This is a genomic window from Streptomyces sp. NPDC003023 (assembly GCF_042888225.1).
In the GTDB taxonomy this organism is placed as follows: domain Bacteria; phylum Actinomycetota; class Actinomycetes; order Streptomycetales; family Streptomycetaceae; genus Streptomyces.
Genome location: NZ_JBIAPL010000001.1, coordinates 1,072,139 through 1,096,289 on the forward strand (window position 1 = coordinate 1,072,139; position 24,151 = coordinate 1,096,289).

19 protein-coding genes and 1 tRNA gene are annotated in these 24,151 nt (G+C 70.8%); 14 read left to right on the forward strand and 6 right to left on the reverse strand.

The genetic code is table 11. The annotated features are described in order from the left end of the window. Window positions 1-48: 48 nt before the first annotated feature. Entirely contained in the window at window positions 49-546 is a 498-nt protein-coding gene (locus ACFYV1_RS04440) for a hypothetical protein (RefSeq protein ID WP_389393835.1), read from the reverse strand. Between the two features lie 589 nt (window positions 547-1,135). Between ACFYV1_RS04440 and ACFYV1_RS04445 the strand changes: the two genes are divergently transcribed. The 3 genes from ACFYV1_RS04445 to ACFYV1_RS04455 all read left to right on the forward strand — a co-directional run bounded on the left by ACFYV1_RS04445 (window position 1,136) and on the right by ACFYV1_RS04455 (window position 3,223). After that, window positions 1,136-1,672, forward strand: coding sequence for a DinB family protein (locus tag ACFYV1_RS04445; protein WP_389393836.1), 537 nt, complete (start codon window positions 1,136-1,138; stop codon window positions 1,670-1,672). 48 nt (window positions 1,673-1,720) lie between these two features. Further along, window positions 1,721-2,005 (forward strand): hypothetical protein, encoded by a 285-nt coding sequence (locus ACFYV1_RS04450; RefSeq protein WP_389393837.1) that lies wholly within the window; start codon window positions 1,721-1,723, stop codon window positions 2,003-2,005. 594 nt (window positions 2,006-2,599) lie between these two features. Continuing rightward, window positions 2,600-3,223 carry an HAD family acid phosphatase gene (locus ACFYV1_RS04455; protein WP_389393838.1) on the forward strand — a complete coding sequence of 208 codons (624 nt, stop codon included), beginning with the start codon at window positions 2,600-2,602 and terminating at the stop codon, window positions 3,221-3,223. 81 nt (window positions 3,224-3,304) lie between these two features. Here the strand turns inward: ACFYV1_RS04455 and ACFYV1_RS04460 are convergent, their stop codons facing one another. From ACFYV1_RS04460 to ACFYV1_RS04475, 4 genes are all read right to left on the reverse strand, one after another. Continuing rightward, on the reverse strand, window positions 3,305-4,693 hold the full coding sequence (locus tag ACFYV1_RS04460; RefSeq protein WP_389393839.1) for an OFA family MFS transporter: 1,389 nt from the start codon (window positions 4,691-4,693) through the stop codon (window positions 3,305-3,307). A gap of 117 nt (window positions 4,694-4,810) precedes the next feature. Beyond that, a complete protein-coding gene (locus ACFYV1_RS04465; RefSeq protein ID WP_389393840.1) occupies window positions 4,811-6,961 on the reverse strand; it encodes an acetate--CoA ligase family protein in 2,151 nt (716 codons plus the stop codon). Continuing rightward, the gene (gene frc, locus ACFYV1_RS04470; protein WP_389393841.1) at window positions 6,961-8,202 is read right to left on the reverse strand and encodes a formyl-CoA transferase; all 1,242 of its coding nucleotides are present in this window, start codon (window positions 8,200-8,202) and stop codon (window positions 6,961-6,963) included. Before frc ends, ACFYV1_RS04465 begins: the two co-directional genes overlap by 1 nt. A gap of 12 nt (window positions 8,203-8,214) precedes the next feature. After that, the gene (locus ACFYV1_RS04475) at window positions 8,215-9,900 is read right to left on the reverse strand and encodes a thiamine pyrophosphate-binding protein (protein ID WP_389393842.1); all 1,686 of its coding nucleotides are present in this window, start codon (window positions 9,898-9,900) and stop codon (window positions 8,215-8,217) included. Between the two features lie 434 nt (window positions 9,901-10,334). On the opposite strand from ACFYV1_RS04475, the gene sucC reads away from it, so the two are divergent. From sucC to ACFYV1_RS04490, 3 genes are all read left to right on the forward strand, one after another. Further along, complete coding sequence (gene sucC / locus ACFYV1_RS04480; protein WP_389393843.1) at window positions 10,335-11,462, forward strand: ADP-forming succinate--CoA ligase subunit beta; 1,128 nt, start codon at window positions 10,335-10,337, stop codon at window positions 11,460-11,462. Window positions 11,463-11,476: 14 nt separating this feature from the next. Next, entirely contained in the window at window positions 11,477-12,367 is an 891-nt protein-coding gene (sucD, locus tag ACFYV1_RS04485; RefSeq protein WP_389393844.1) for a succinate--CoA ligase subunit alpha, read from the forward strand. A gap of 162 nt (window positions 12,368-12,529) precedes the next feature. After that, window positions 12,530-14,071: an aldehyde dehydrogenase family protein gene (locus tag ACFYV1_RS04490; RefSeq protein WP_389393845.1), complete on the forward strand. Its 1,542-nt coding sequence runs from the start codon at window positions 12,530-12,532 to the stop codon at window positions 14,069-14,071. 276 nt (window positions 14,072-14,347) lie between these two features. Here the strand turns inward: ACFYV1_RS04490 and ACFYV1_RS04495 are convergent, their stop codons facing one another. Beyond that, window positions 14,348-15,658: a DUF2254 domain-containing protein gene (locus ACFYV1_RS04495; RefSeq protein WP_389393846.1), complete on the reverse strand. Its 1,311-nt coding sequence runs from the start codon at window positions 15,656-15,658 to the stop codon at window positions 14,348-14,350. Window positions 15,659-15,825: 167 nt separating this feature from the next. Here ACFYV1_RS04495 and ACFYV1_RS04500 point away from each other — a divergent pair. The 8 genes from ACFYV1_RS04500 (at window position 15,826) to rbsD (ending at window position 24,011) form a co-directional block, all read left to right on the forward strand. Further along, a tRNA-Leu gene (locus ACFYV1_RS04500) sits at window positions 15,826-15,913 on the forward strand. 232 nt (window positions 15,914-16,145) lie between these two features. Beyond that, complete coding sequence (locus ACFYV1_RS04505) at window positions 16,146-17,243, forward strand: alpha/beta hydrolase (protein ID WP_389393847.1); 1,098 nt, start codon at window positions 16,146-16,148, stop codon at window positions 17,241-17,243. Window positions 17,244-17,434: 191 nt separating this feature from the next. Beyond that, complete coding sequence (locus tag ACFYV1_RS04510) at window positions 17,435-17,863, forward strand: DUF2809 domain-containing protein (RefSeq protein WP_389393848.1); 429 nt, start codon at window positions 17,435-17,437, stop codon at window positions 17,861-17,863. 189 nt (window positions 17,864-18,052) lie between these two features. Beyond that, the gene (locus tag ACFYV1_RS04515) at window positions 18,053-19,078 is read left to right on the forward strand and encodes a LacI family DNA-binding transcriptional regulator (protein WP_389393849.1); all 1,026 of its coding nucleotides are present in this window, start codon (window positions 18,053-18,055) and stop codon (window positions 19,076-19,078) included. Continuing rightward, window positions 19,075-20,613: a sugar ABC transporter ATP-binding protein gene (locus ACFYV1_RS04520; protein WP_389393850.1), complete on the forward strand. Its 1,539-nt coding sequence runs from the start codon at window positions 19,075-19,077 to the stop codon at window positions 20,611-20,613. The genes ACFYV1_RS04515 and ACFYV1_RS04520 overlap by 4 nt, the downstream gene beginning before the upstream one ends. Continuing rightward, on the forward strand, window positions 20,603-22,570 hold the full coding sequence (locus ACFYV1_RS04525) for a substrate-binding domain-containing protein (RefSeq protein WP_389393851.1): 1,968 nt from the start codon (window positions 20,603-20,605) through the stop codon (window positions 22,568-22,570). The genes ACFYV1_RS04520 and ACFYV1_RS04525 overlap by 11 nt, the downstream gene beginning before the upstream one ends. Then, window positions 22,567-23,622, forward strand: a complete 1,056-nt coding sequence (locus tag ACFYV1_RS04530) for a ribokinase (RefSeq protein WP_389393852.1) — start codon at window positions 22,567-22,569, stop codon at window positions 23,620-23,622. Before ACFYV1_RS04525 ends, ACFYV1_RS04530 begins: the two co-directional genes overlap by 4 nt. Beyond that, the gene (gene rbsD / locus ACFYV1_RS04535) at window positions 23,619-24,011 is read left to right on the forward strand and encodes a D-ribose pyranase (RefSeq protein WP_389393853.1); all 393 of its coding nucleotides are present in this window, start codon (window positions 23,619-23,621) and stop codon (window positions 24,009-24,011) included. The genes ACFYV1_RS04530 and rbsD overlap by 4 nt, the downstream gene beginning before the upstream one ends. Window positions 24,012-24,151: the final 140 nt, after the last annotated feature.

Sequence of the window (24,151 nt, forward strand, 5' to 3'; positions counted from 1 at the left end):
CACCGCCGTGTCAGGCGTACGACCGCAGGCCGCGGAACCGGCCGCGGGTCATGCTCCGGCCGCGACCGTGCACGCGGTCTGGGCGGACAGACGGCGCAGCGCGGCTTCCGCCAGCAGGCCCGCCGACACGACGGCCAGCAGCGGCTGCAGGGGAGCCCAATAGCTGAGGGCACCGGAAGCTCCGAGGAGCACAAGGACGAGCTTGTTGCAGACCGGGCAGCCGACGGCGAAAAAGGACAGCACGCCGCCGACCGCTCCGAGACGGCCGCCGTCCGCGGCTTCCGGTTGCTCCGGAGAGGGCGAGGGCGGACGCACGTACGTGCTCAGGACGATGCCGGCCAGCACGGCTGTGACGGCGAGGGCCGGGTAGTTCCACCACTGCACGGGGACCGACCGGCCGAACAACGGATTGGGCACCACGTCGGTGGGCGCGCCGACCAGGACCGCCGTGGCCAGGGCACCTGCGCCCGCCACGGTCCACTGGCGGGTCCGCCAACCACGCAGTGCCGTACCGGCCCGGCGCCATGAGCGCGAGGAAGAAGACATGCCGAGGAACTCCGTTCTCGAGGATTCAGGGACGCGGCCAACGGGCCGGTCTAGATCCGCAGAACCGAGTGGAGTGATGTCGGCGGCGGCGCCGGGCTTCCCGCCGGCGCCCCGGAGTGCTGTGAAAGGTTCGACGCCGGGGCGGTGTGCGGGGACAGGGGAGCGGGGCACGAAGCGGACGGCGGAGCGCTGCCGGCCCGCTTCACGCGCTGATCGGCAGTCGCCTTCTTGCCGCACGGCGCCGCCGCACCGTCCGACGAGTCGGTCACGGCAGGGGCGTGCGCACGCTCCGCGAGGACCGGGGGTGTTCCCGATGCGTCCCGTTCCGCGTGCCCGAAGACGCACAGCAGCGCCACCACGGCCACGAGCAGAGCCGGCACAGCACGAAAGCGAAGATGTGCCCGCTCGTGCACTGCTGCCCGCCTCATCGCCGCTCTGGAGCGCTGCCCGTTCACCACGCCAACTCTAGGTCACCCGGACCGTCGGGCGGCTTCGTCGCGGTCGGCCGGACAAGGATGCCGATGGAGCAGGTGGGGTCCGCCGACAAATGTCTCGACATCCGTCGCGGTGATCGGGGACGCTTCGCCCAATGACCAGAATCGACGACACGCCGCCCGCGTGGGACGAGCGCACCCAGCTCACCACGTTCCTCGACTACACACGCGACATCGCCCGTGCCAAGTGCGACGGCGTCTCTGCGGAGAACGCCCGCAAGCCGCTCCTGCCGGGCTCACCGCTGATGACCGTGAACGGAGTGATCAACCACCTCCGCTGGGTCGAGTACTACTGGTTCCAGGTGGTCTTCCTCGGCGAGGAGGACCAGGGCCCGTGGACCGATGAGGACCCCGACCGCGAGATGCGTGTCGCCGTCGACTTCCCGCTCACGCAACTGCTCGACGAATACGCCGAACAGAGCGCCCGCTACCGCGAACTGGTCGCCGGGACCGACCTGGACAAGCAGGCCCTGCGGGCCGTCCGTGACGGCCTCCACGTCGACCTGCGCTGGATCCTCCTCCACCTCACGGAGGAGACGGCCCGACACAACGGCCACCTGGACATCCTGCGCGAGATGCTCGACGGCACGACCGGCGACCAGCCGGTTCAGTTCGGATCAACAGGTGGGTGATGACGGTGGTTCGGGGTGAGTCCGGGGCGTCGGGGTGAGTCCGGGGCGATGAGACCCTGGAACACCTCCACCGAGGACGACCTGCGGCTTCTGCTCAACGAGTGGGATCCGCTGGGTGTCGCCGACGATGTGCAGGACGAGTACGACTGCGTGCTCGCCCCCCTCCTCCAGCGGCTCGGCTCCGGCGCCGGCCGGACCGAGATCGGTGACTTCCTGCGCGACGTGTTGGAAGATCACTTCGGTCTCGACCCTCCGGGTTCGCGGCCGGAAGCGATGGCCGGCCGGGTGTTGGGCTGGTGGACGTCGACCGGCCCGGCTGATGTGCGTTCTTGAGCGCAGTCCGCTGGTCGCTCGTCCAGAACGTCGGGGCCGCGTTCCCCTTTTCGGAGACCGTCCGGTCCCGCAGGAGGCGGTCAGCCGGGAGGCTGACGCGAGTCCTCGCGGAGCTGGGACGGGGTGGCACCCACGTCCCCGTCATCACCGGGTACGGAACCTGCCCCGGCATGTGGGGGCCCGGCCGCGGTCCGTACGGCGACTGCGGGGGACCGGAGGGGAAGGGCTGCCGCGGAGGAAACGGTGGAGGCGTGGACCTGATCACTACGCTACGCGGTGCCCGGCTGCCGGCGCCCGGCCCTGCGTGCGAACACACCACGACGGCGGTGGGGGCGGGCCCGCCTCACACCACGACGACGGTGGGGGCGGGCCCGCCTCACACCACGACGACGGCGGGGGGACACGCAGTTGACGGCCGACGCACCCGCCCAAGGGCGGGGTGCTCGCCCGCCGAGCTCGGAGAACAAAGTCGCTACCGGCCGGTAGTAAGAACGTCGCCTTCCGTCCATGATTAAGCGCGAGCATGTCAACCCGTTCGGTCGATCACGGCCGGACGGGCTCCCTGAGCTGCCTCCACACCCAGGAGAACCCCCCATGCACGCACGCACATGGACGGTCCGCGCGACAGCGACCGGCGCCGCCCTCACCGTTGTCGCAGCCTTTCCCGTCGCCTCCGCCCACGCGGACACCGCACGGGCCCGGGCGACCGCGCAGACGGCGAGCGTCGACTACGACACCTGGCTGCGGGACGTCGACGCCGTCGTCGCCCAGGCGCGCCCGTACATCGAGCAGCGCTCCGCCGGCGCGTCCGGTGAGAAGCAGGCGATCGTCCTCGACATCGACAACACGTCGCTGGAGACGCACTTCCACCCGTTCTGGGAGCTGCCCACCCCGGCCATCGCCACGATGCGCGACCTCGCCCGATACGCCGACTCCCGCGGCGTCGACGTCTTCTTCGTCACCGCGCGCCCCGGCATCATCCACTCCCTGACCGACTGGAACCTGAAGAAGACCGGCTACCCGGTCGACGGGCTGTACGTGCGCGACCTGCCCGACCTGTTCGGTGAGGTCAGCGCGTACAAGACCGAGAAGCGCGCCGAGATCGAGGCCAAGGGCTACACGATCATCGCCAACATCGGCAACAACACCACGGACCTCGTCGGCGGCCACGCCGAGCGGACGTTCAAACTTCCCGACTACGACGGTCAGTTGTCCTAGACGGCCGGAGACGGCCGGGTGGCCGCGGTGACCGGTCTCCCGGCCGCCGCGGCCACCCGTGGCCCCGTTGTGAACGCAGGCTCAGCCCATGTCCCGGCTGATCGGCTGCGGATTGGCCGCGATCCGGCCCTTCCGCGGTCGCCCCGGCGGGTGCAGGAACGTCGCCACACAGCCGGCGAACAGCGAGATCGAACCGGCGAGGATGAACGCGCCCGCGTAGTCCCAGGCGCCCACCACGACGGCGCCCATACCCGAACCCAGCAGCCCGGACACCAGCTTGGAGCTGTAGACCAGCCCGTAGTTGGAGGCGTTGTTGTTCTCGCCGAAGTAGTCCGCGGTCATTGCCGCGAACATCGGGAAGATGGCGCCGCCGCCGAACCCGGAGATGCTGGAGAAGAGCAGGAACAGCGGCAGGTTCTGGATGTTGCCCGACCACAGGATGCCGTACTGCGACAGGCCCAGCACGATGCAGACGAAGATCAGGCACTGCTTGCGGCCGTAGCGGTCGGAGAGCCAGCCGATCACACCGCGGCCCGTGCCGTTCACGATCGCCTTGAGCGACATCGCCGTCGCGACGATCCCGCCCGCGAAGCCGGCCTCGTCACCGAACGGCACCTGGAACGCGATGCCGAAGATGTTCACGCCCGACGTGCACAGCAGACAGAACCACATCAGCGCGACGCGGCCGGTCTGCCACGCCTCCCTCGGCGTGTACTGCTTCACCGCCGGGGGGTTCTTCTCCAGCGCGCGGCGCGCCCTGGGGTCGTCCGGCTTGCGCAGCGGGTCGACCTCCGCCGGCCACCAGTTCTTCGGCGGATCCTGGAAGAAGTAACCGGCGACGGCGACCGTGGCGGCGAGGAAGACGCCGACGCTCACCAGCACCCACCGGAAGTTGGTCAGGTCCATGTAGCCGGTGAAGATGAAGACGAACGGCACCGAGCCGTAGGCGAAACCGCCGTTGACGAAGCCCGTCTTGCCGCCCTTGCGCTCCGGATACCACTTGCCGACCATGTTGACGCAGGTCGCGTACACCATGCCGGCGCCCATGCCGCTGAACATGCCGAAGCCGAGGTAGGCGACCACCACGTGCGGCGCGTAGGCGAGGGAGAGATAGCCCAGCAGGGTGCCGACGGCACCGCACATCATCGCCCAGCGGGCCGGCAGCCGGCCGCTCTCACGCAGCTTTCCGGCCGGGAAGGCCACGGCCGCCTGGAAGAACACCCAGACGCCCAGCATCCAGAAGATGTGCTGACTGCTCCAGCTGTGCGCGGTGTGCAGGGTCTCCTCGGCGGACGCGAAGGCGTACTCCGCCGAGCTGATGCCCATCATGCCCACCCACGGCAGGATGACCATCCACTTGCGCTTGCGGCCCATGATGTCGATGTCGGACTCGCCGACCCGGTACATGCGCCCGTTCGCATCCGTCACCTCCCGGAAGGGGACGGTGGTGGAGATGTCGGTTGTCGTCATGGTGATCGAACCCCTCGCGTGGAAGAAGTCTGGCCAGCGCCCCCTGTCCGTTCCCTTCGCACCGGGGTCCGCGGCGAGCGGTCACCGCGGACCCCGTGGTTCGAGCCGTCGCTCAGCTCATCGACCGCCCCCCAACAGCCCCGCGGCCCGCGCCCAGGCGTACTTCGCGCCGAGCACCGCCACCGGCTTCTCCGTCGTGTACGGGTACGCCACGACACCGCGCTCGAAGAGGTACTGGCACGCCTCCTCGACCTCCACGTCCCCCGCCAGTGACGCCACCACCGGCTTCTCGACGCCGCGGACCCGGAACTCCTCCACCACCCGGGCGGTGAGCTCCGCGAACACCATCGGCGGCGTCACGATCGTGTGCCAGTAGCCCAGCACCAGCGCGTGGATCCGGGGATCCTCCAGACCGAGCCGGATCGTCGCCTCGTACGTCGAGGGCGGCTCGCCGCCGGTGATGTCGATGGGGTTGCCGGCCGCGCCGAACGGCGGGATGAACGCCTTGAACGCCGCGTCCAGGTCCGGCGGGATCTCCATCAGCGACAGCCCGTTGTCGGAGATCGCGTCCGACAGCAGCACCCCCGAACCGCCGGCACCGGTGATGATCACGACGTTGTCGCCCTGCGGCGCGGGGAGCACCGGCAGTGCGCGCGCGTACTCCAGCATCTCGTTCAGACCCGGCGCCCGGATCACCCCGGCCTGCCGCAGCACGTCGTCGTAGACTGCGTCGTCACCGGCCAGCGCGCCCGTGTGCGAGCCGGCCGCCTTGGCGCCCGCTGCCGTACGGCCCGCCTTGAGGACCACCACCGGCTTCTTCGGCACGGTCTCGCGCGCCGCCTCGACGAACGCCCGCCCGTCCTTCAGGTCCTCCAGATGCATCGCGATGCACTCGGTGTTGGGGTCCTCGCCGAACCAGGTGAGCAGGTCGTCCTCGTCCAGGTCCGACTTGTTGCCGAGCCCGACGATCGCCGAGACACCCGTACGCGTGGTCCGCGCGAATCCGAGGATCGCCATGCCGATGCCGCCCGACTGGGACGTGAGCGCCACTTTGCCCTTGACGTCGTAGGGCGTGCAGAAGGTGGCACAGAGGTCGTGCCAGGTGGAGTAGTAGCCGTAGATGTTCGGCCCCAGCAGCCGTACCCCGTGCCGTTCGGCGATCGCCACGATCTCGTCCTGGAGTTCGTGCTCCCCGGTCTCCGCGAAACCGGACGGGATCAGCACCGCGTTGGGAATGCCCCTGCGGCCGACCTCCTCGAGCGCGGCGGCGACGAACTTCGCCGGGATGGCGAAAACCGCCACATCGGGCTCGCCGGGAACATCCATCACGCTCTTGTACGCCTTACGGCCGAGTATGTCATCGGCCTTGGGATTCACCGGATGGATCTCGCCGGGGAAGCCGCCGTCGATCAGGTTCCTCATGACCGAATTGCCGATCTTGCCCCGCTCGTTGGAGGCGCCGATCACCGTCACCGAACGCGGCTGCATCAGCCGGCGCATCGACGCGAGCATCTCCTCGCGGGAGTACTTCCGGCGCCCCGCCGGAACATCCGCGCTGAGCAGGATCCGTACGTCGGCGGCCATCGCCCCGTCCGCGGAGGCGAACACCGGGTTGAGGTCGACCTCCGCGATCTCGGGGAAGTCCGCGGCCAGTTCGGAGGCGCGGACGATCACGTCGGCGAGCGCGTCGCGGTCCACGGCCGCACCGCCGCGCACCCCGCGCAGGATCTGTGCCGCGCGGATCCCGTCCATCATCGACAGCGCGTCGTCCCGCGAGGCGGGCGCCAGCCGGAAGGTGACGTCCTTCAGCACCTCGACGAGCACCCCGCCGAGACCGAACGCCACCACCTTCCCGAACGTCGGATCGGTGACCGTGCCGACCAGCACCTCGGTACCGGCCGGCACCATCTGCTGCACCTGCACACCGAGGATGCGGGCCTCGGGGGCGTACGCCTTCGCGTTGGACACGATGGCCGTGAACGCGCCGCGCACCTCCGCGCAGGACTTCAGCCCGACCTGTACGCCGCCCGCGTCCGTCTTGTGCAGGATGCCGGGGGACACGATCTTCATGGCGACCGGGAAGCCGATCCGGTCCGCCAGGGCGACCGCCTCGTCCGCCGTCTCCGCGAGTCCCTCGGCCGGCGTCGGGATGCCGTACGCGTCGGTGACCGCCTTGCCCTCCGGGGCCGTCAGCGCGGTCCGGCCCTCGGCGAGCGCTGTCGCCAGGATCGCCCGGACCGCCTGCTGCCGCTCTTCGTGCTGTGTCACTAGACGACTCCGTTCGACTTGAGCAGGCGCAGCTCCTCGTCGCCGAGCCCCAGTTCGCCGACGTACACCTCTTCGTTGTGCTGGCCGAGCAGCGGTGAGGTGACGACGTCGACGGGGGAGTCGGAGAGCTTGAGCGGGCTGCCGACGGTGGTGAAGGTTCCGCGCTCCGGGTGCTCGACCTGGACGACCATCTCGTTGGCGACCAGCGACGGGTCCTCGATGATCTCCCTGGTCGAAAGGATCGGGCCGCACGGGATGTTGCGGGCGTTGAGCCTCTCCAGCACCTCCCACTTGGGGAGTGTCGAGGTCCACTCCTCGATCAGCTGGAACATCTTGCCGAGTTTCGGCAGCCGCGCCTCCGGCGTCGCCCACTCGGGGTCGTCCGCGAGTTCGGGCCGGCCGATCAGCTCCGAGACCGGCTGCCAGCCGACCGGCTGGACGATGACGTACACGTAGTCGTTCGGGCCGCCGGGCGCGCACTTGACCGCCCAGCCCGGCTGGCCGCCGCCGGACGCGTTGCCCGAGCGGGGGACCTCGTCGCCGAAGTCCTTGTTCGGGTACTCGGCGAGCGGGCCGTGCGCGAGCCGCTGCTGGTCGCGCAGCTTCACCCGGCAGAGGTTGAGCACCGCGTGCTGCATGGCCACGTTGACCCGCTGTCCGCGCCCGGTGCTCTCCCGCTGGAACAGCGCCGCCAGGATCCCGGCCACGGCATGAATGCCGGTGCCCGAGTCGCCGATCTGGGCGCCGGTCGCGAGCGGCGGTCCGTCCTCGAAGCCGGTGGTCGACATGGAGCCGCCCATCGCCTGTGCGACCACCTCGTACGCCTTGAAGTTGGTGTACGGGCCGTCACCGAAGCCCTTGATGGACGCGTAGACGATCCGGGGGTTGATCTCCTGGATCCGTTCCCAGGTGAAGCCCATCCGGTCGACCGCGCCCGGGCCGAAGTTCTCCACCATCACGTCGCTGCGGCGGATCAGCTCGGTTAGGATCTCCTTGCCCCGCTCCGACTTGGTGTTGAGCGTGATGCTCCGCTTGTTGCAGTTGAGCATCGTGAAGTACAGCGAGTCGACGTCCGGGATGTCGCGCAGTTGCTTGCGCGTGATGTCACCGCTCGGGGCCTCCAGCTTCACCACGTCCGCGCCGAGCCAGCCGAGCAGCTGGGTGGCGGACGGGCCCGACTGGACATGCGTCATGTCGAGGACGCGGATGCCCTCAAGAGCCTTGGTCATGGTCTGGGTCATGGCCCGTGCTCCTCACTTGTACATGGTCTGGTTCATGGTTCCGGGGGCGTACGCGTCCGGGTCCACCCAGACGTTGATCAGCGAGGGCAGCCCGGACTCGCGGGCGCGGCGCAGAGCCGGGCCGATGTCGGCCGGGTCGCGCACCTCCTCGCCGTAACCGCCCAGCATCTGGGCGAACTTGTCGTAGTGGACGTCGCCGAGGGTGTTGCCGACCCGCTCGCGCTCCAAGCCGTACTTCTGGGCCTGGCCGTAACGGATCTGGTTCATCGAGGAGTTGTTGCCGACGATGCCGACGAACGGCAGGTTGTAGCGGACGAGCGTCTCGAAGTCCCAGCCGGTGAGGGAGAACGCGCCGTCACCGAACAGGGCCACGACCTCCTTGTCGGGCCGTGCCTTCTTGGCCGCCAGTACGAAGGGGACGCCTACGCCGAGGGTGCCGAGCGGACCCGGGTCCATCCAGTGGCCGGGGGACTTGGGCTGCACGACCTGACCGGAGAAGGTGACGATGTCGCCGCCGTCACCGATGTAGATCGAGTCCTCGGTGAGGAAGTCGTTGATCTCGCTGACCAGCCGGTACGGGTGGATGGGGGAGGCGTCGGAACGCAGCTGCGGGAGCCGCTTGTCGAGCGCCGTCTGCTCGGCGGCGCGCAGCTCCTCCAGCCATGCCTTGCGCTTGACCGCGCCGCCGTTCAGCCGCCCCGACACGGCCTCCGTCACCGACTTGAGGATCAGACCGGCGTCGCCGACGATCCCGAGGTCGACGTCCCGGTTCTTGCCCACGGTCCGGTAGTCGAGGTCGATCTGGACGACGGTCGCGTCGGGGGACAGCCGCTTGCCGTAGCCCATGCGGAAGTCGAAGGGCGTGCCGACGATGACGATGACGTCGGCATTGGAGAAGGCGTAGCGGCGCGAGAGCTGGAAGTGGTTCGGGTCGCCGGGCGGCAGGGTGCCGCGGCCCGCGCCGTTCATGTACGCGGGCATGTTCAGGGTGCGCACCAACTCGATCGCCGCGTCGGTGCCGCGTGTGGTCCACACCTGGCTGCCCAGCAGGATCGCCGGCTTCTCGGCGTGCACCAGGAGGTCGGCCAGCTTCTCCACGGCCTCCGGGTCGCCGGCGCTGCGGGTCGAGGCCCGGTAGTGACCGGCCTGCGGGACCCGCGCCTTCTCGACCGGCACCTTGGCGTCCAGCACGTCGCGCGGGATCTCCAGGAAGGAGGGACCCGGCGCGCCGTGGTAGCACTCGCGGAAGGCCATTGACACCATGTCGGCGGCGCGGGCCGTGTCCGGCACGGTGGCGGCGAACTTGGTGATCGGCGTCATCATGTCGACGTGCGGCAGGTCCTGCAACGAACCCATCTTGTGCTGTGTGTGAGCCCCCTGACCGCCTATCAGCAGCATCGGCGACTCGGCGCGGAAGGCGTTGGCGACGCCGGTCACGGCGTCGGTGGTGCCCGGTCCCGCGGTGACGACCGCGCAGCCGGGCTTGCCGGTGATACGGGCGTACCCGTCGGCGGCGTGGGCGGCGACCTGCTCGTGGCGTACGTCGACGACTTCGATGCCTTCGTCCACGCAGCCGTCGTAGATGTCGATGATGTGGCCGCCGCACAGGGTGTAGACGACCTCCACACCCTCCGCTTTGAGTGCCTTGGCGACCAGGTGTCCACCCGAGATGAGTTGCTGGCTGTTGTCGTCGGGCATGGCGAAGTCCTGTCCCTTCGTTTTGTGGCTCGGTTCGCCTCCGGGGCGCCTAAGACGGCGTCGACGGTCGATCGTGCTCGGCCCCTCGTCCCTCGGGGCCTGTGCGCGTTCTCCCTTTCGACGCCGCCGCGCCCCCTTCGGCTCACTCGCCTTGTGTCGTTTTGTGGCTCGGTTGGCTTGCGGGGCGACTAAGACGGCGTCGACGGTCGATCGTGCTCGGCCCCTCGTCCTTCGGGGCCTGTGCGCGTTCTCCCTTTCGGCGCCGCCGCGTCCCTTCGGCTCACTCGCCATGTGTGCTTCACGGTAGATTGCATACAGTCGACGAATACTGTATGAAGCTTGTTATCCCGCATCCGGTGGGTGGTGTCCAGGGGGCGTGCGCCACTTTCATCCGTTCACTTCATTCGTCTCGGACGAAGCACTGGGAGCCCGGCATGGATCTGTACGAGCACCAAGCAAGGGAACTCTTCGAGGAGTACGGCATCCCCGTACCAGAAGCAGAGACCGCCGACACCGCCCCGCAGGCCCGCGCGGCCGCGGAGCGACTCGGCGGCCGCGTCGTCGTCAAGGCCCAGGTGAAGACGGGCGGCCGGGGCAAGGCCGGCGGCGTGAAGCTCGCCGCCGACGCGGCGGCGGCAGAGGTGACGGCCCGCCAGATCCTCGGCATGGACATCAAGGGCCACACCGTGCGCAAGGTGATGCTCGCGCGGCCCGTCGACATCGACACGGAGTACTACGTCTCCTACGTCCTGGACCGGACGGCGGGCACCTTCCTCGCCATCGCCTCCGCCGACGGCGGCATGGACATCGAGGAGGTCGCGGCCACCCGCCCCGAAGCGGTCGCACGCATCCCCATAGCGCCGGCGGAAGGAGTCACCGAGGCCAAGGCCGCCGAGATCGCGGCCGCCGCGGGACTGCCGACCGGCGTCGCACCCGTTCTCCGGTCCCTGTGGCAGGTCCTCGTCCGCGAGGACGCCCTCCTGGTCGAGGTCAATCCGCTCGTCCGCACCGCGTCCGGCGACATCCTCGCCCTCGACGGCAAAGTCACCCTCGACGACAACGCCCGCTTCCGTCAGTCCCGTTGGGGTACGGACGAGAGCACCCTGCACGACGACCCGCTGGAGGCGGTGGCCGCCGCCAAGGGCCTCAACTACGTCAAGCTCGACGGCACGGTCGGCGTCATAGGCAATGGCGCCGGCCTCGTGATGTCCACCCTCGACGTCGTCGCCGGCTGCGGCGCCCGCCCCGCCAACTTCCTCGACATCGGCGGCGGGGCCTCCGCCCAGGTGATGGCCGACGGGCTCTCCGTCATCCTCTCCGACCGAGACGTGGGCAGTGTGCTCGTGAACGTGTTCGGCGGCATCACCGCCTGCGACGCCGTCGCCGAGGGCATCGTGCGGGCACTCGACTCCGTACGCCTCACCAAGCCCCTCGTCGTACGGCTCGACGGCAACAACGCCGCCCGCGGCCGCGCCGTCCTCGAGGAGCGCGCCCACCCGCTCGTCCAGCAGGCCACCACCATGGACGGCGCCGCCCGCCGCGCCGCCGACCTCGCGATCTGAAGGGAACGGGAACCATGGCGATCTTCCTCACCAAGGAAAGCAAGGTCCTCGTCCAGGGCATGACCGGCGCGGAGGGCATGAAGCACACCCGCCGGATGCTGGCGTCAGGGACCGATGTCGTCGCCGGCGTCAACCCCCGCAAGGCGGGACGGGTCGTCGACTTCGACGAGCGGGCCGTCCCGGTCTTCGGCACCGTCGGCGAAGCCATGGCCGCCACCGGGGCGGACGTGACCGTCGTCTTCGTGCCACCGCCGTTCGCGAAGGCGGCAGTCGTCGAGGCCGCCGACGCCGGCATCGGGCTCGCCGTCGTCATCACCGAGGGCATCCCCGTCCACGACGCGGTCGCCTTCCACGCGTACGCCGCCGAGCGCGGCACTCGGATCGTCGGCCCCAACTGCCCCGGCCTCATCAGCCCCGGCCAGTCCAACGCGGGCATCATCCCCGCCGACATCGCACCCGAACCCGGCCGCGTCGGGCTCGTCTCCAAGTCCGGCACACTCACCTACCAGCTCATGCACGAGCTGCGCGACATCGGCTTCTCCTCCGCGGTCGGCATCGGCGGCGACCCCGTCGTCGGCACCAGCCACATCGACTGCCTCGCCGCCTTCGAGCAGGACCCCGACACCGAACTCATCGTGCTCATCGGCGAGATCGGCGGCGACGCCGAGGAACGCGCCGCCGCCTACATCGCCGAGCACGTCACCAAACCCGTCGTCGGCTACATCGCCGGCTTCACCGCACCCGAGGGCAGGACCATGGGGCACGCCGGAGCGATCGTCTCCGGCTCGACCGGCACCGCCCGGGCCAAGAAGGAAGCCCTGGAAGCGGCCGGCGTACGGGTCGGCTCCACGCCCACCGAGACATCACGGCTGGTACTCGAGCGGCTCGCCGAGTCCGAGCGCTGAGACGTGCCCCTTCCCCAACGGGCCTTCGAGGCGGCCGGCGTGTGCGAGCCGGCCGCCCCCGCATGAAGACCGGCCGCCCCCTCACAAAAGACCCGCCCGCCGCTCCTTCATGAAAAAGACCCTCCCGCCCCGTACGACACGTCACGAGCGGAGTCCACCTTCATGGCACCCACCCTCACCCTCAAGCCCGGCACCGCCTGGACCGACGCCTGGCAGCGCTGCCTCGCCGTCGCCCCCGAGGCCTTCCAAAGCGACCGCGTCCTCAACCTCTGGGGCGCGGCCTGGCACGCCGACGGCCGCGCGCTGCCCGCCACCAGCCCCGTCGACCTCAGCCCGATCGCCGGCCCGCCGCGCCTCGACGAGGCCACCGCCCGGCAGGCCGTACGCGCCTCGCTCGACCAGCACCGCGCCTGGCGCCACGTACCGCTGCCCGAACGGCGCGCCCGCATCGGCGCCACGCTCGACGCCCTCACCGAACACCGTGAACTGCTCGCCCTCCTGCTGGTGTGGGAGATCGGCAAACCTTGGCGGCTCGCCCAGGCCGACGTGGACCGGGCCATCGACGGGGTGCGCTGGTACGTCGACGGCATCGAGCCCATGCTGGACGGCCGCTCACCGCTGGACGGCCCGGTCTCCGACATCGCCAGCTGGAACTACCCGATGTCCGTCCTCGTGCACGCCATGCTCGTCCAGGCGCTGGCCGGCAACGCGGTCATCGCCAAGGCCCCGACCGACGGCGGTGTCGCCTGCCTCACGCTCGCCTGCGCACTCGCCGCCCGCGAAGGCGTCCCGCTCAGCCTGGTCAGCGGCAGCGGCGGCGAGCTCTCCGAGGCGCTGGTGCGCTCCCCGGAGATCGGCTGCGTCTCGTTCGTCGGCGGTCGCGACACCGGCGCCCGCATCGCCACCGCCGTGGCCGACCTCGGCAAGCGCCACATCCTCGAACAGGAGGGCCTCAACACCTGGGGCATCTGGAACTTCACCGACTGGTCCGCCCTCACCGCCGTCGTCCCCAAACTCTTCGACTACGGCAAGCAGCGCTGCACCGCCTACCCCCGGTTCGTCGTCCAACGGGAGGCGTTCGCCGACTTCCTCGCCGCCTACCTGCCCGCCGTACGCTCCGTCCGCACCGGTCACCCGCTCGCCGTCGAAGGCCCCGGCGACGCGCTGCCCGCCCTCGACTTCGGCCCGCTCATCAACGCGGCCAAGGCCAAGGAACTCGCCGACCACGTCGCGGAGGCGATCGACCGCGGGGCCGTGCCCCTGCACCGCGGCTCCCTCGCCGACGGCCACTTCCTGCCCGGCCAGGACACCTCCGCCTACCTCCCGCCCGTCACCCTGCTGAACCCGCCCCCGTCCTCCCCGCTGCACCACGCCGAACCCTTCGGGCCGGTCGACACGATCGTCCTCGTCGACACGGAGGCGGAACTCCTCGCCGCGATGAACGCCTCCGGCGGAGCGCTCGTCGCGACCCTGTCCACCGACGACCCGGCGACCTTCGAACGCCTCGCCCCCCAGATCCGCGCCTTCAAGACCGGCCACAACAAGCCGCGTTCGCGCGGCGACCGGGACGAACTGTTCGGTGGCTTCGGCGCCTCCTGGCGCGGGGCGTTCGTCGGCGGCGAACTGCTGGTGCGGGCGGTGACCGACGGCCCGGCGGGGGAGCGGCTGCCGGGCAACTTCCCCGAGTACCAGCTCAACGCCTGAACTCCGGGGCCGAACCCGGAACGGCGCCGGGCCGTCCGCTTCTCACTCCGCTGTCGTGTGTCCCCCGCGGTGCGCTGCCGCGGCGACCTGCGACGACGGTGGAGAAGGGGCGGCCCCGCGTCTCGCGGCGATCGTCCACGCAGACGCCTTCGTCCGCCCGCGCCCGTACGGCCCCGTGCGTATCCGCGCCCGTATGCCAGCGCCCGTACTCCTGTGCCCGTACTCCTGCGCCCGTAGGCCCCTTGCCTGCGCCTGCGGGCTGTGCGATCCGGGCGCTCAGCCGATGCCCTGCCGGTCGGGCCGCAGCGCGAACGCCCGCCCGGCCGCTTCCGGCACAGTCGTCTCCACCGCCCGCACCAGCAAGGCCCGGGGCCGGGCGACGGGCTCGCCGCGCTCCGCGGGCACCAGGCGCAACAGGTCGTCGAACGCGGCCATCAGGCGCCGCGACACCTGCGCGTCGCGCACCGCGTGACCGCGGATCTCCGCGAAGCCGAGATCCACCAGATCCCCCCACCCGGGGCCCTCCTGCACCAGCCGCACCACTCCGTCGCGGTCCCGGTGGTGCACGGATCCCAGCGGCCGGTGCGCGGCCGCCGCCAGGAACTGCACGATCCGGTCGACGCACTGCACGGCGGTCGTCGGATCGTTCACGGCAGGCGACATGGCCCGCAGCCCGATGTCGGACAGCTGCCGCAGACCGAACCCGAGATCCTGATGGAACGTCCGCTCCACCCCGACGGACACCGCCGCCTGCAGAACCTGCGGCGCCGGCAGGCCCTTTCCGGCACCGTGCACGGCGATCACCGGCGTCCCCGGCACCACGAAGTCCCCGATCCGGGGGACGAGCCGCAGCACCACGTCCTTGCGGCGGGCGGCGCGCACCAGCCGGGACACGTGCACGTCCCGCAGGGTCCCCGACCGCCCCGCGTGCGGCACGGACGCCACCTGCTCGGGCAGCGGCGCACCGTCGGAGGCGTGAGCCGTCATCCGCTCCAGTACCCGCAACGACTCCCTCGTCACCCGATCGACCACGGGCCCGACCTTCATCAGTTGCAGCGTCTGCGTCACATAGGCGATGAACAGCAGCAGGCTGAGCCCCACCATCAGCAGCGTCAGCGCGCTCTGCACCAGCGGCACGGACACCACCTTCGCCGGATCCCTCTCGCTGTCGTACGAGGTCAACACCAGCAGCGACAGCAGGAACGCGGCCAGGAACACCGAGAACGTGGCCTTGCTGATCCGGCTCCGGATGAAGATCCGTACGACGCGGGGGCTGAAGTTCCCCGCAGCCATCTGTACGGCGACCAGCGAGATGCTGAAGACGACGCCGATGAACGTCATCATCGCGGAGGCGATCGTGGTCACGATGATCTTGGCGTCCTCGGCCCAGTTGATCACCGCTCGCACCGCGTCGTGGTCCCGGTCGGCCCGGAGGGCCTCCAGCAGCGCCGTGTCGAGGGCGTCGGCCGACACCCACACCACGAGGACCACTGCGAGTGCCGCGGTGGGAGCGAACCAGAAGGTGTCGCGCAGATGCTCACGCAGCGGGGAGAGCGGCCGCGGCTGTCGGTGGGGGCGAGGGCTCACGCTGCCGACCGTAGTCTCACGTCCCGCGTCCGCACGGATACACGCTGTACCCGGACCTCATTTGGGGCCGCGGACGTGCCTGACCACGCAATATGCGGGTGAGAGACACCTGAAACCCCTGGTATTGTTGTCCTTGTCGCCGCGGGAGACCGGGGCGAATCACCTGAGTCCGGGTGGCGGAATGGCAGACGCGCTAGCTTGAGGTGCTAGTGCCCTTTATCGGGCGTGGGGGTTCAAGTCCCCCCTCGGACACCAGTAGGACCCCAGTTCATCTGGGGTCCTTCTTCTTTTGTGCCGGTACGGGACGACGCCTTCACGCCCGCTCGGGCACTCTGCGGATCAAGCGCATCCGGGGTCTCCCGCCCGCTGTCGTTCAGTGGCGCCCTTCTTCGAGGCTGCGCCGCGAAGTCCCGGGCATCACTTTGATGTCGACTCGTGGGCGACGCGGGGCGAGCCGGCGCAGCATCGTCGAACCGTTCAGGCAGCAATGACCGCATCGCAGGGAGCCGCCGTGATCGCGACCGCCGTCCCGTCCCCGAGAGCCCGTCTCCTGCTCGTCCTCGCCGTACTGCTTGCCACCCTCGTCCCGGCCGGCCCGGCTCTCGCCACCCCGGCTCTCGCCGCCCCGGCGCCCGCCACCTCGTCCGCGGCGGCCGTCGTGGGGGAGCAGACGGCCGACACGGCCCGTTCGTCGTCGCCGCGCGGCGCCGAGGTCGTCGCGGTGACCCGGATCGCGGAACGGCAGGTCGACCTGACGGTACGGTCACAGGCCCTCGGCGGCCGGTCGGTCAAGGTCCGCCTCCTGACCCCCGACGGCTGGGACCCGGGCGACCGGCACCGGCACTGGCCGACCTTCTGGCTGCTGCACGGCTGCTGCGGCGACTACACCTCGTGGACCGGCCGGACCGACGTCGCGGAGATCGAGAGCCTGCGCGACGTACTCGTGGTGATGCCGGAGGCCGGCTGGAACGGCTGGTACAGCGACTGGTGGAACCACGGCCAGGGCGGCGACCCCGCATGGGAGACGTTCCACACCGTGGAACTGCGGCACCTCCTGGAACGCGAGTGGGGCGCCGGCAGCAACCGCGTCGTGGCCGGCCTGTCGATGGGAGGGCAGGGCGCCCTCCAGTACGCCGCCCGGCACCCGGGAAGGTTCAAGGCGGTCGCCGCATACTCCGGTTCGGCGCACCCGCTGCTGAACGACGAGTCCGTCGACCGGATCATGGGGTTCTTCGCGGGCCGGGGCGACGATCCCCTGCGGGTCTGGGGCGACCCCGTCGCGCAGCGCCACATCTGGCGTTCCCACGACCCGTTCCACCTCGCCGAGCGGCTCAAGTCGCTGCCCGTGTACCTGTCGTGCGGCGACGGCACCACGGGCCCCTTGGACCCGCCGGGCCGTACGAGTGACCTCGAGGCCGACTTCAACCGGCAGAACCACGCCCTGGCCGCCGAGTTGGAGCGGGTGGGCGCGAAGCACGTCACCACCAACTTCTACGGACCGGGAACCCACGGCTGGGCGTACTGGGAGCGCGAGTTGCACGCCTCGCTGCCGATGCTGCTCGGTGCCCTGCGGGTCGACGCCTGAACACTCCTCCGCGGCACGAACCACCACGATGCACGGGGTGACACGGCCGGCGATCCACGGCCGGATGGGCGAACTCGAGGGGACCGCCGTCGCGTTGTGTGACCTCGCCGCCGCCGCCGCTGCCGCGTGCTCGCGCCGACCGGGCCCGGCCGGCGACCGGCGGTGAGGCGCTACGCCCTAGTGTGATCGCCATGGCCGTTCAGAGAGCAGGGGGAGCGCGGCGCACCCGGCTGGTCGCGGGCGCCGCCGCGGTCGGGACGGTCGCGGCGGGGCTCGGGGTGAGGGCGCTGGTGTCCGGCAGCGTCGCGAAGTACGCCGGGGACGCGCTGTACACTGTCCTGATCCTCGCGCTGGTCGTGCTCGTGGCACCTCGGCTGCGGCCCCTCCCGGCGGCCGGCGCGGCACTGGCGTTCAGCTGGGCCGTCGAGCTCCTGCAGCTCACCGGTGTGCCGGCGGATCTCTCCCGGGAGAGTGTCGTGGCCCGCCTCGTCCTCGGCTCGACGTTCAACGCGCCCGACCTCCTCTGGTACGCCGTGGGCGCGGCCCTGGGGTGGTGCGCCCACGGACAGCTCGTCCGCCGGTCGGGGCGGCCGTCCGTCCCGCCCGGCGCCCGCGTGTAGCGACGCCCGGCAGGGCCCCGGACCCGCCTCGCTCGTATGAGCGCTCTCGTCACGATCTGATCTCGCCCGCGTCGGGGGTCTTGCCTTCCTGGCCGTGTAAACGTTTCCATCTCCTCGTGTAAACGTTTCCATGGGTTCATCGGCCCATGGCGCGAAGGCTCACGGAAACCACAAGGAGGTGGTCCGTACATGGCCGGCATCAAGGATGTCGCCGCCGCGGCAGGGCTGTCCGTCGCCACGGTCTCGCGGGCGCTCAACAACCACCCCTCCGTCAGCCCCGACGCCCGGGCCCGCGTCCTCGCCGCCGTCGAAGCGCTCGGTTACCGGCCCAACGCCGTCGCCCGGTCCCTGCGCACCGACCAGACGCGCACCATCGGGCTCGTCATCAGCGACGTCCTCAACCCGTACTTCACCGAGCTGGCCCGCTTCGTCGAGGAAGAGGCCCGCACCCTCGGCTACAGCGTCATCATCGGCAACGCCAACGAGGAGCCCGACCTCCAGGACCACCACGTCCGCACGCTCCTCGAGCGCAGGATCGACGGCCTCCTCGTCTCGCCCGCCGACGGACGCTCCCCGCTGATGCTGGACGCGGCCGGCGGTGACACACCCATGGTCTTCGTCGACCGCTGGATCCCCGGCGTCGACGTCCCCGTCGTCCGTGCCGACGGCGGGCAGGCGATCCGCGACCTCGTCGCCCACCTGTACGGCCTCGGCCACCGCAGGCTCGCCATCATCGCCGGCCCGGCCGCCACCACGACCGGCCACGAACGCGTCGAAGCCTTCCGCGAGGCACTTCGCGAGTACGGGCTGCCGCTGCCCGACGGGTACATCGGCCAGGGCGACTTCCAGGCCGACAGCGGACGCCGCGCCACCGAGCAGTTCCTCGCGCTGCCCGAACCGCCCGACGTCGTCTTCGCGGCCGACAACCTGATGGCCCTCGGCGCCCTCGACGCCATCCGCGCCCGCGGCCTGAGCGTCCCGCGGGACATCGCCCTGGCCGCGTTCGACGACATCCCCTGGTTCGTGCACACGGACCCGCCGATCACGGCGATCGCACAGCCGGTCGCCGACCTCGCGAGAGCCGCCGTACGGGCACTCGTCGACGTGATCGAAGGCAGACCCCCGCAGTCCGTGACCCTCCCCGCCCGCCTGGTCGTACGCCGCTCGTGCGGCGAGACGCCCGCCACCCCCTCCCGGAACAGGAGCAACTTGTGAGCAGCCCGGACGAGTTGCTGCGCATCGAAGGAATCCGCAAGACGTTCCCCGGCGTGGTCGCCCTCGACTCCGTCGACTTCGACCTGCGCCGCGGCGAAGTGCACGTCCTCCTCGGGGAGAACGGAGCCGGCAAGAGCACCCTCATCAAGATGCTCTCCGGCGCCTACCGCCCCGACAGCGGGCGCATCCTCGCCGAAGGACGCGAAGTCCGCATCCACGGTGCGCAGGACGCGGAACGCCTCGGTATCGCCACCATCTACCAGGAGTTCAACCTGGTGCCCGACCTGACGGTCGCCGAGAACATCTTCCTCGGCCGCCAGCCGCGGCGCTTCGGCATGATCGACCGCAGGAAGATGGAGGCCGACGCCGCCGAACTGCTCGCGCGCGTCGGCGTCCGGGTCTCCCCGCGCACCAGGGTCCGCGAACTCGGCATCGCACGCCTTCAGATGGTGGAGATCGCCAAGGCGCTGAGCCTCGACGCACGCGTCCTGATCATGGACGAGCCGACCGCCGTCCTCACCTCGGAGGAGGTCGACAAGCTCTTCCGGATCGTGCGACAGCTGCGCGCGGACGGTGTCGGCATCGTCTTCATCACCCACCACCTGGAGGAGATCGCCGCCCTCGGCGACCGCGTCACCGTCCTTCGCGACGGCCGCTCGGTCGACCAGGTGCCCGCCTCCACCCCCGAGGACGAGCTCGTACGGCTCATGGTCGGCCGCTCCATCGAGCAGCAGTATCCGCGCGAACGCCCGGAGGCCGGCGATCCGTTGCTCGCCGTCCGCGGCCTGACCAGGGACGGCGTCTTCCACGACGTCAGCTTCGAGGTGCGGTCCGGAGAGGTCGTCGGCCTCGCCGGGCTGGTGGGCGCGGGCCGTACCGAGGTCGCCCGCGCCGTGTTCGGCGCCGACCCGTACGACACCGGCAGCGTCGACGTGCTCGGCCGCACGCTGCCCACGCACGACGTCACCGCCGCCATGGGCGCCGGCCTCGGTCTCGTACCGGAGGACCGCAAGGGCCAGGGTCTGGTCCTGGACGCGTCCGTGCAGGAGAACCTCGGCCTGGTCACCCTGCGGTCCGCGACCCGCGGCGGGCTCGTCGACCTCAAGGGGCAGCGGACCGCCGCGGCGCGGATCGCCGAGCAGCTCGGCGTACGGATGGCGGGTCTCCGCCAGCACGTACGGACACTGTCCGGCGGCAACCAGCAGAAGGTCGTCATCGGCAAGTGGCTGCTCGCGGACACCCGCGTGCTGATCCTGGACGAACCGACCCGCGGCATCGACGTCGGCGCCAAGGTCGAGATCTACCAGCTCATCAACGAACTCACCGCCTCCGGCCACGCCGTCCTGATGATCTCCAGCGATCTGCCGGAAGTACTCGGCATGAGCGACCGGGTGCTGGTCATGGCACAGGGCCGGATCGCCGGTGAACTCGACGCGGCAGAAGCAACCCAGGACGCGGTGATGGCCCTCGCCGTCACCGCTCAGGCACCGAAGAACGACGCAGGGAACGAAGAGGAGGGCCCCCGTGGCCACTGACACGCATGTGAACGACACGGGCGCGAGCGGCGCCTCGGCGGGAGGTTCCGCACTTCGCCGCATCCTCCTCGACAACGGCGCGCTCACCGCCCTGGTGGTGCTGCTCGTCGCGATGTCGCTGCTCTCCGGCGACTTCCTGACCACGCAGAACCTGCTCAACGTCGGCGTGCAGGCCGCCGTGACCGCGATCCTCGCGTTCGGCGTCACGTTCGTCATCGTCGCGGCCGGCATCGACCTCTCCGTCGGCTCCATCGCCGCGCTCTCCGCGACCGTGCTCGCCTGGACCGCGACCAGCGAAGGCGTACCGGTGTGGCTGGCCGTCATACTCGCCATCGCGACCGGCGTGGCCTGCGGGTTCGTCAACGGCGCGCTCGTCTCCTACGGCAAGCTCCCGCCGTTCATCGCCACGCTCGCCATGCTGTCGATCGGCCGTGGCCTGTCCCTCGTCATCTCGCAGGGCAGCCCGATCGCCTTCCCCGAGTCGGTCTCCTCGCTCGGCGACACCCTCGGCGGCTGGCTGCCGGTGCCCGTCCTCGTGATGATCGCGATGGGCCTGATCACGGCGCTGATCCTCGGCCGCACCTACATCGGCCGCTCCATGTACGCCATCGGCGGCAACGAGGAGGCCGCGCGACTGTCCGGTCTGCGCGTCAAGCGGCAGAAGCTCGTCATCTACGCGCTGTCCGGCCTGTTCGCCGCCGTCGCCGGTATCGTCCTCGCCTCCCGGCTCGCCTCCGCACAGCCGCAGGCCGCGCAGGGCTACGAACTCGACGCCATCGCCGCGGTCGTCATCGGCGGCGCCAGCCTCGCCGGCGGCGTCGGCAAGGCGTCCGGCACCCTGATCGGCGCGCTGATCCTCGCCGTGCTCCGCAACGGCCTCAACCTCCTCTCCGTGTCCGCCTTCTGGCAGCAGGTCGTCATCGGCGTCGTCATCGCGCTCGCCGTACTGCTGGACACACTGCGGCGCCGTGCCGGCTCCACGGGCGGCGGCTCCGCGGCGGCCGGGACGGGAAGCCCCGGCGGGAAGAAGAAGGACGCGGCGAAGTTCGCGATCGCCGCGGTCGTCGTCGCGGCAGTGGTCGGCGCGGTCTCCCTCCTCAACCCCGGCTCGTCGTCCACCACGCCCCGGATCGGCATGTCGCTGTCCACCCTCAACAACCCGTTCTTCGTGCAGATGAAGGATGGCGCGCAGGCGGAGGCGAAGGCCGCCGGTGTCGAGCTCACCGTCACCGACGCCCAGAACGACGCCTCCCAGCAGGCCAACCAACTGCAGAACTTCACCAGCTCCGGAGTGAAGTCGGTCATCGTCAACCCGGTGGACTCCGACGCGGTGGGTCCGGTCGTACGCGGCGCCAACAAGGCCGACATCCCGGTCATCGCGGCCGACCGCGGCGTCAACAACGCGGAGACCGCCGCTCTCGTGGCCTCCGACAACGTCGCAGGCGGCAGGCTCGCCGCGAAGACGCTCGCCGACAAGCTCGGCGGCAGCGGCAGGATCGTGATCCTCCAGGGCACGGCCGGCACCTCCGCCAGCCGCGAGCGAGGCGCGGGCTTCGCGGAGGGGCTCGAGAAGTACCCCGGCATCAAGGTCCTCGCCAAGCAGCCCGCGGACTTCGACCGCACCAAGGGCCTCGACGTCATGACGAACCTGCTCCAGGCCAACCCCGACATCGACGGCGTCTTCGCGGAGAACGACGAGATGGCGCTGGGCGCGGTCAAGGCGCTGGGCAGCAAGGCCGGCAAGTCGGTGTCCGTCGTCGGCTTCGACGGCACCCCGGACGGCCTGAAGGCGGTCGAAGCGGGCACGCTGTACGCGTCGATCGCCCAGCAGCCGGCGGAACTCGGCAGGATCGCCGTGCAGAACGCGGTCAAGGCGGCACGGGGCGAGAAGATCGAGAACACGGTGAAGGTGCCGGTCAAGGTCGTCACCCGCGAGAACGTGGCGGACTTCTCATGACGCCCGACAACGCCCATGTACGTGATGCGGCCGGTACGCACGACACGGCGGCCGACACGTACGACACGGCGGCCGGTACGCACGACACGGCGGCCGGCACGTACGACACGGCCGGCACGTACGACACGGCCGGCACGCATGACACGGCAGGCACGCACGACTACGACCTACTGGTCGTCGGCTCCGCCAACGCCGATCTGGTGATCGGGGTCGAGCGCCGCCCCGCCGCCGGGGAGACCGTCCTCGGCTCGGACCTCTCCGTCCACCCCGGCGGCAAGGGCGCCAACCAGGCGGTCGCCGCCGCCCGCCTCGGAGCCCGTACCGCGCTCCTCGCCAGAGTCGGCGACGACGCCCACGGGCGGCTGCTGCTCGACTCCCAACGGGCGGCGGGCGTCGACACGGCCGGCGTGCTGACAGGCGGAGCGCCCACCGGGGTCGCGCTGATCACCGTCGACCCCTCGGGCGACAACAGCATCGTCGTGTCGCCCGGCGCCAACGCCCGGCTCGTACCGGGGGACATCACGGCCGCGGGAGAGCTGTTCGCCCGCGCACGGGTGATCTCCCTCCAGCTGGAGATCCCGCTCGACACGGTCGCAGAAGTGGCCCGTACGCTGCGCTCCGGCGCCCGCCTCGTCCTCAACCCGTCCCCGCCGGCGCCACTGCCCGCGGACGTGCTCACCGTATGCGACCCGCTGGTCGTCAACGAGCACGAGGCGCGGTACATCCTGGGGGAGCCGGCCGGTCCGACGCCCGAGGAGTGGGCGCGGGACCTGCTCGCGCTCGGCCCCCGCTCGGTCGTCATCACCATGGGCGCGCAGGGAGCGCTCGTCGCCGACGGCTCCGGCACGGCCCGCGTACCGAGCCCGAAGGTCGACGCCGTGGACACCACGGGCGCCGGGGACGCGTTCACGGCGGCCCTGGCGTGGCGGCTCGGCCTCGGCGAAGCGCTCGAGGCCGCCGCCGGTTTCGCCGTCCGCGTGGGTGCGGCGGCCGTCACACGCAGGGGAGCCCAGGAGTCCTTCCCGACGGCGGAGGAGGTCGACGCGCTGTGAAGCGGTCCGGCATCCTCAACCGTCATCTGGCCGGTGCACTGGCCGAACTGGGGCACGGCGACACGCTCCTGGTGTGCGACGTGGGCATGCCTCTGCCGCCTGCCGGACCGCGCGTCGTGGACCTGGCCTTCCGTGCCGGGATCCCGTCCTTCGCGGACGTCCTCGACGGGCTGCTCGACGAGCTGGTGGTCGAGACGGCGACCGCGGCCCACGAGGTGCGCGACGCCAACGTGCCGGCCGCGCGTCTCCTCGAGGAGCGGCTCCCGGGGCTCCGGTTCGTCCCGCACGACGAACTGAAGGCGCTCACCGCCGGGGCACGCCTGGTGGTGCGGACGGGGGAGGCCCGCCCGTACGCCAACGTGCTGCTGCGCTGCGGCGTCTTCTTCTGACGGGGCCGGTCACGGCGGGGCGACATGATGGGCCGATCACGACGGGGGACCGGCCACTCGCCCTGGGACGGCCCCCGCCGCCCGGCCGGTGTCCCGCTGTCCTGGACCCGCGCGCGACAAGCGGGCACCGGTCCGGGGCG

Coding starts and splice junctions, on each gene's coding strand:
- ACFYV1_RS04515 (WP_389393849.1), top strand. CDS start 18,053: ATGGCCGGCATCAAGGATGTCGCCGCCGCGGCAGGGCTGTCCGTCGCC.
- ACFYV1_RS04505 (WP_389393847.1), top strand. CDS start 16,146: ATGACCGCATCGCAGGGAGCCGCCGTGATCGCGACCGCCGTCCCGTCC.
- ACFYV1_RS04455 (WP_389393838.1), top strand. CDS start 2,600: ATGCACGCACGCACATGGACGGTCCGCGCGACAGCGACCGGCGCCGCC.
- ACFYV1_RS04490 (WP_389393845.1), top strand. CDS start 12,530: ATGGCACCCACCCTCACCCTCAAGCCCGGCACCGCCTGGACCGACGCC.
- ACFYV1_RS04530 (WP_389393852.1), top strand. CDS start 22,567: ATGACGCCCGACAACGCCCATGTACGTGATGCGGCCGGTACGCACGAC.
- ACFYV1_RS04460 (WP_389393839.1), bottom strand. CDS start 4,693: ATGACGACAACCGACATCTCCACCACCGTCCCCTTCCGGGAGGTGACG.
- ACFYV1_RS04475 (WP_389393842.1), bottom strand. CDS start 9,900: ATGCCCGACGACAACAGCCAGCAACTCATCTCGGGTGGACACCTGGTC.
- ACFYV1_RS04510 (WP_389393848.1), top strand. CDS start 17,435: ATGGCCGTTCAGAGAGCAGGGGGAGCGCGGCGCACCCGGCTGGTCGCG.
- ACFYV1_RS04445 (WP_389393836.1), top strand. CDS start 1,136: ATGACCAGAATCGACGACACGCCGCCCGCGTGGGACGAGCGCACCCAG.
- sucC (WP_389393843.1), top strand. CDS start 10,335: ATGGATCTGTACGAGCACCAAGCAAGGGAACTCTTCGAGGAGTACGGC.
- ACFYV1_RS04440 (WP_389393835.1), bottom strand. CDS start 546: ATGTCTTCTTCCTCGCGCTCATGGCGCCGGGCCGGTACGGCACTGCGT.
- ACFYV1_RS04450 (WP_389393837.1), top strand. CDS start 1,721: ATGAGACCCTGGAACACCTCCACCGAGGACGACCTGCGGCTTCTGCTC.
- sucD (WP_389393844.1), top strand. CDS start 11,477: ATGGCGATCTTCCTCACCAAGGAAAGCAAGGTCCTCGTCCAGGGCATG.
- frc (WP_389393841.1), bottom strand. CDS start 8,202: ATGACCCAGACCATGACCAAGGCTCTTGAGGGCATCCGCGTCCTCGAC.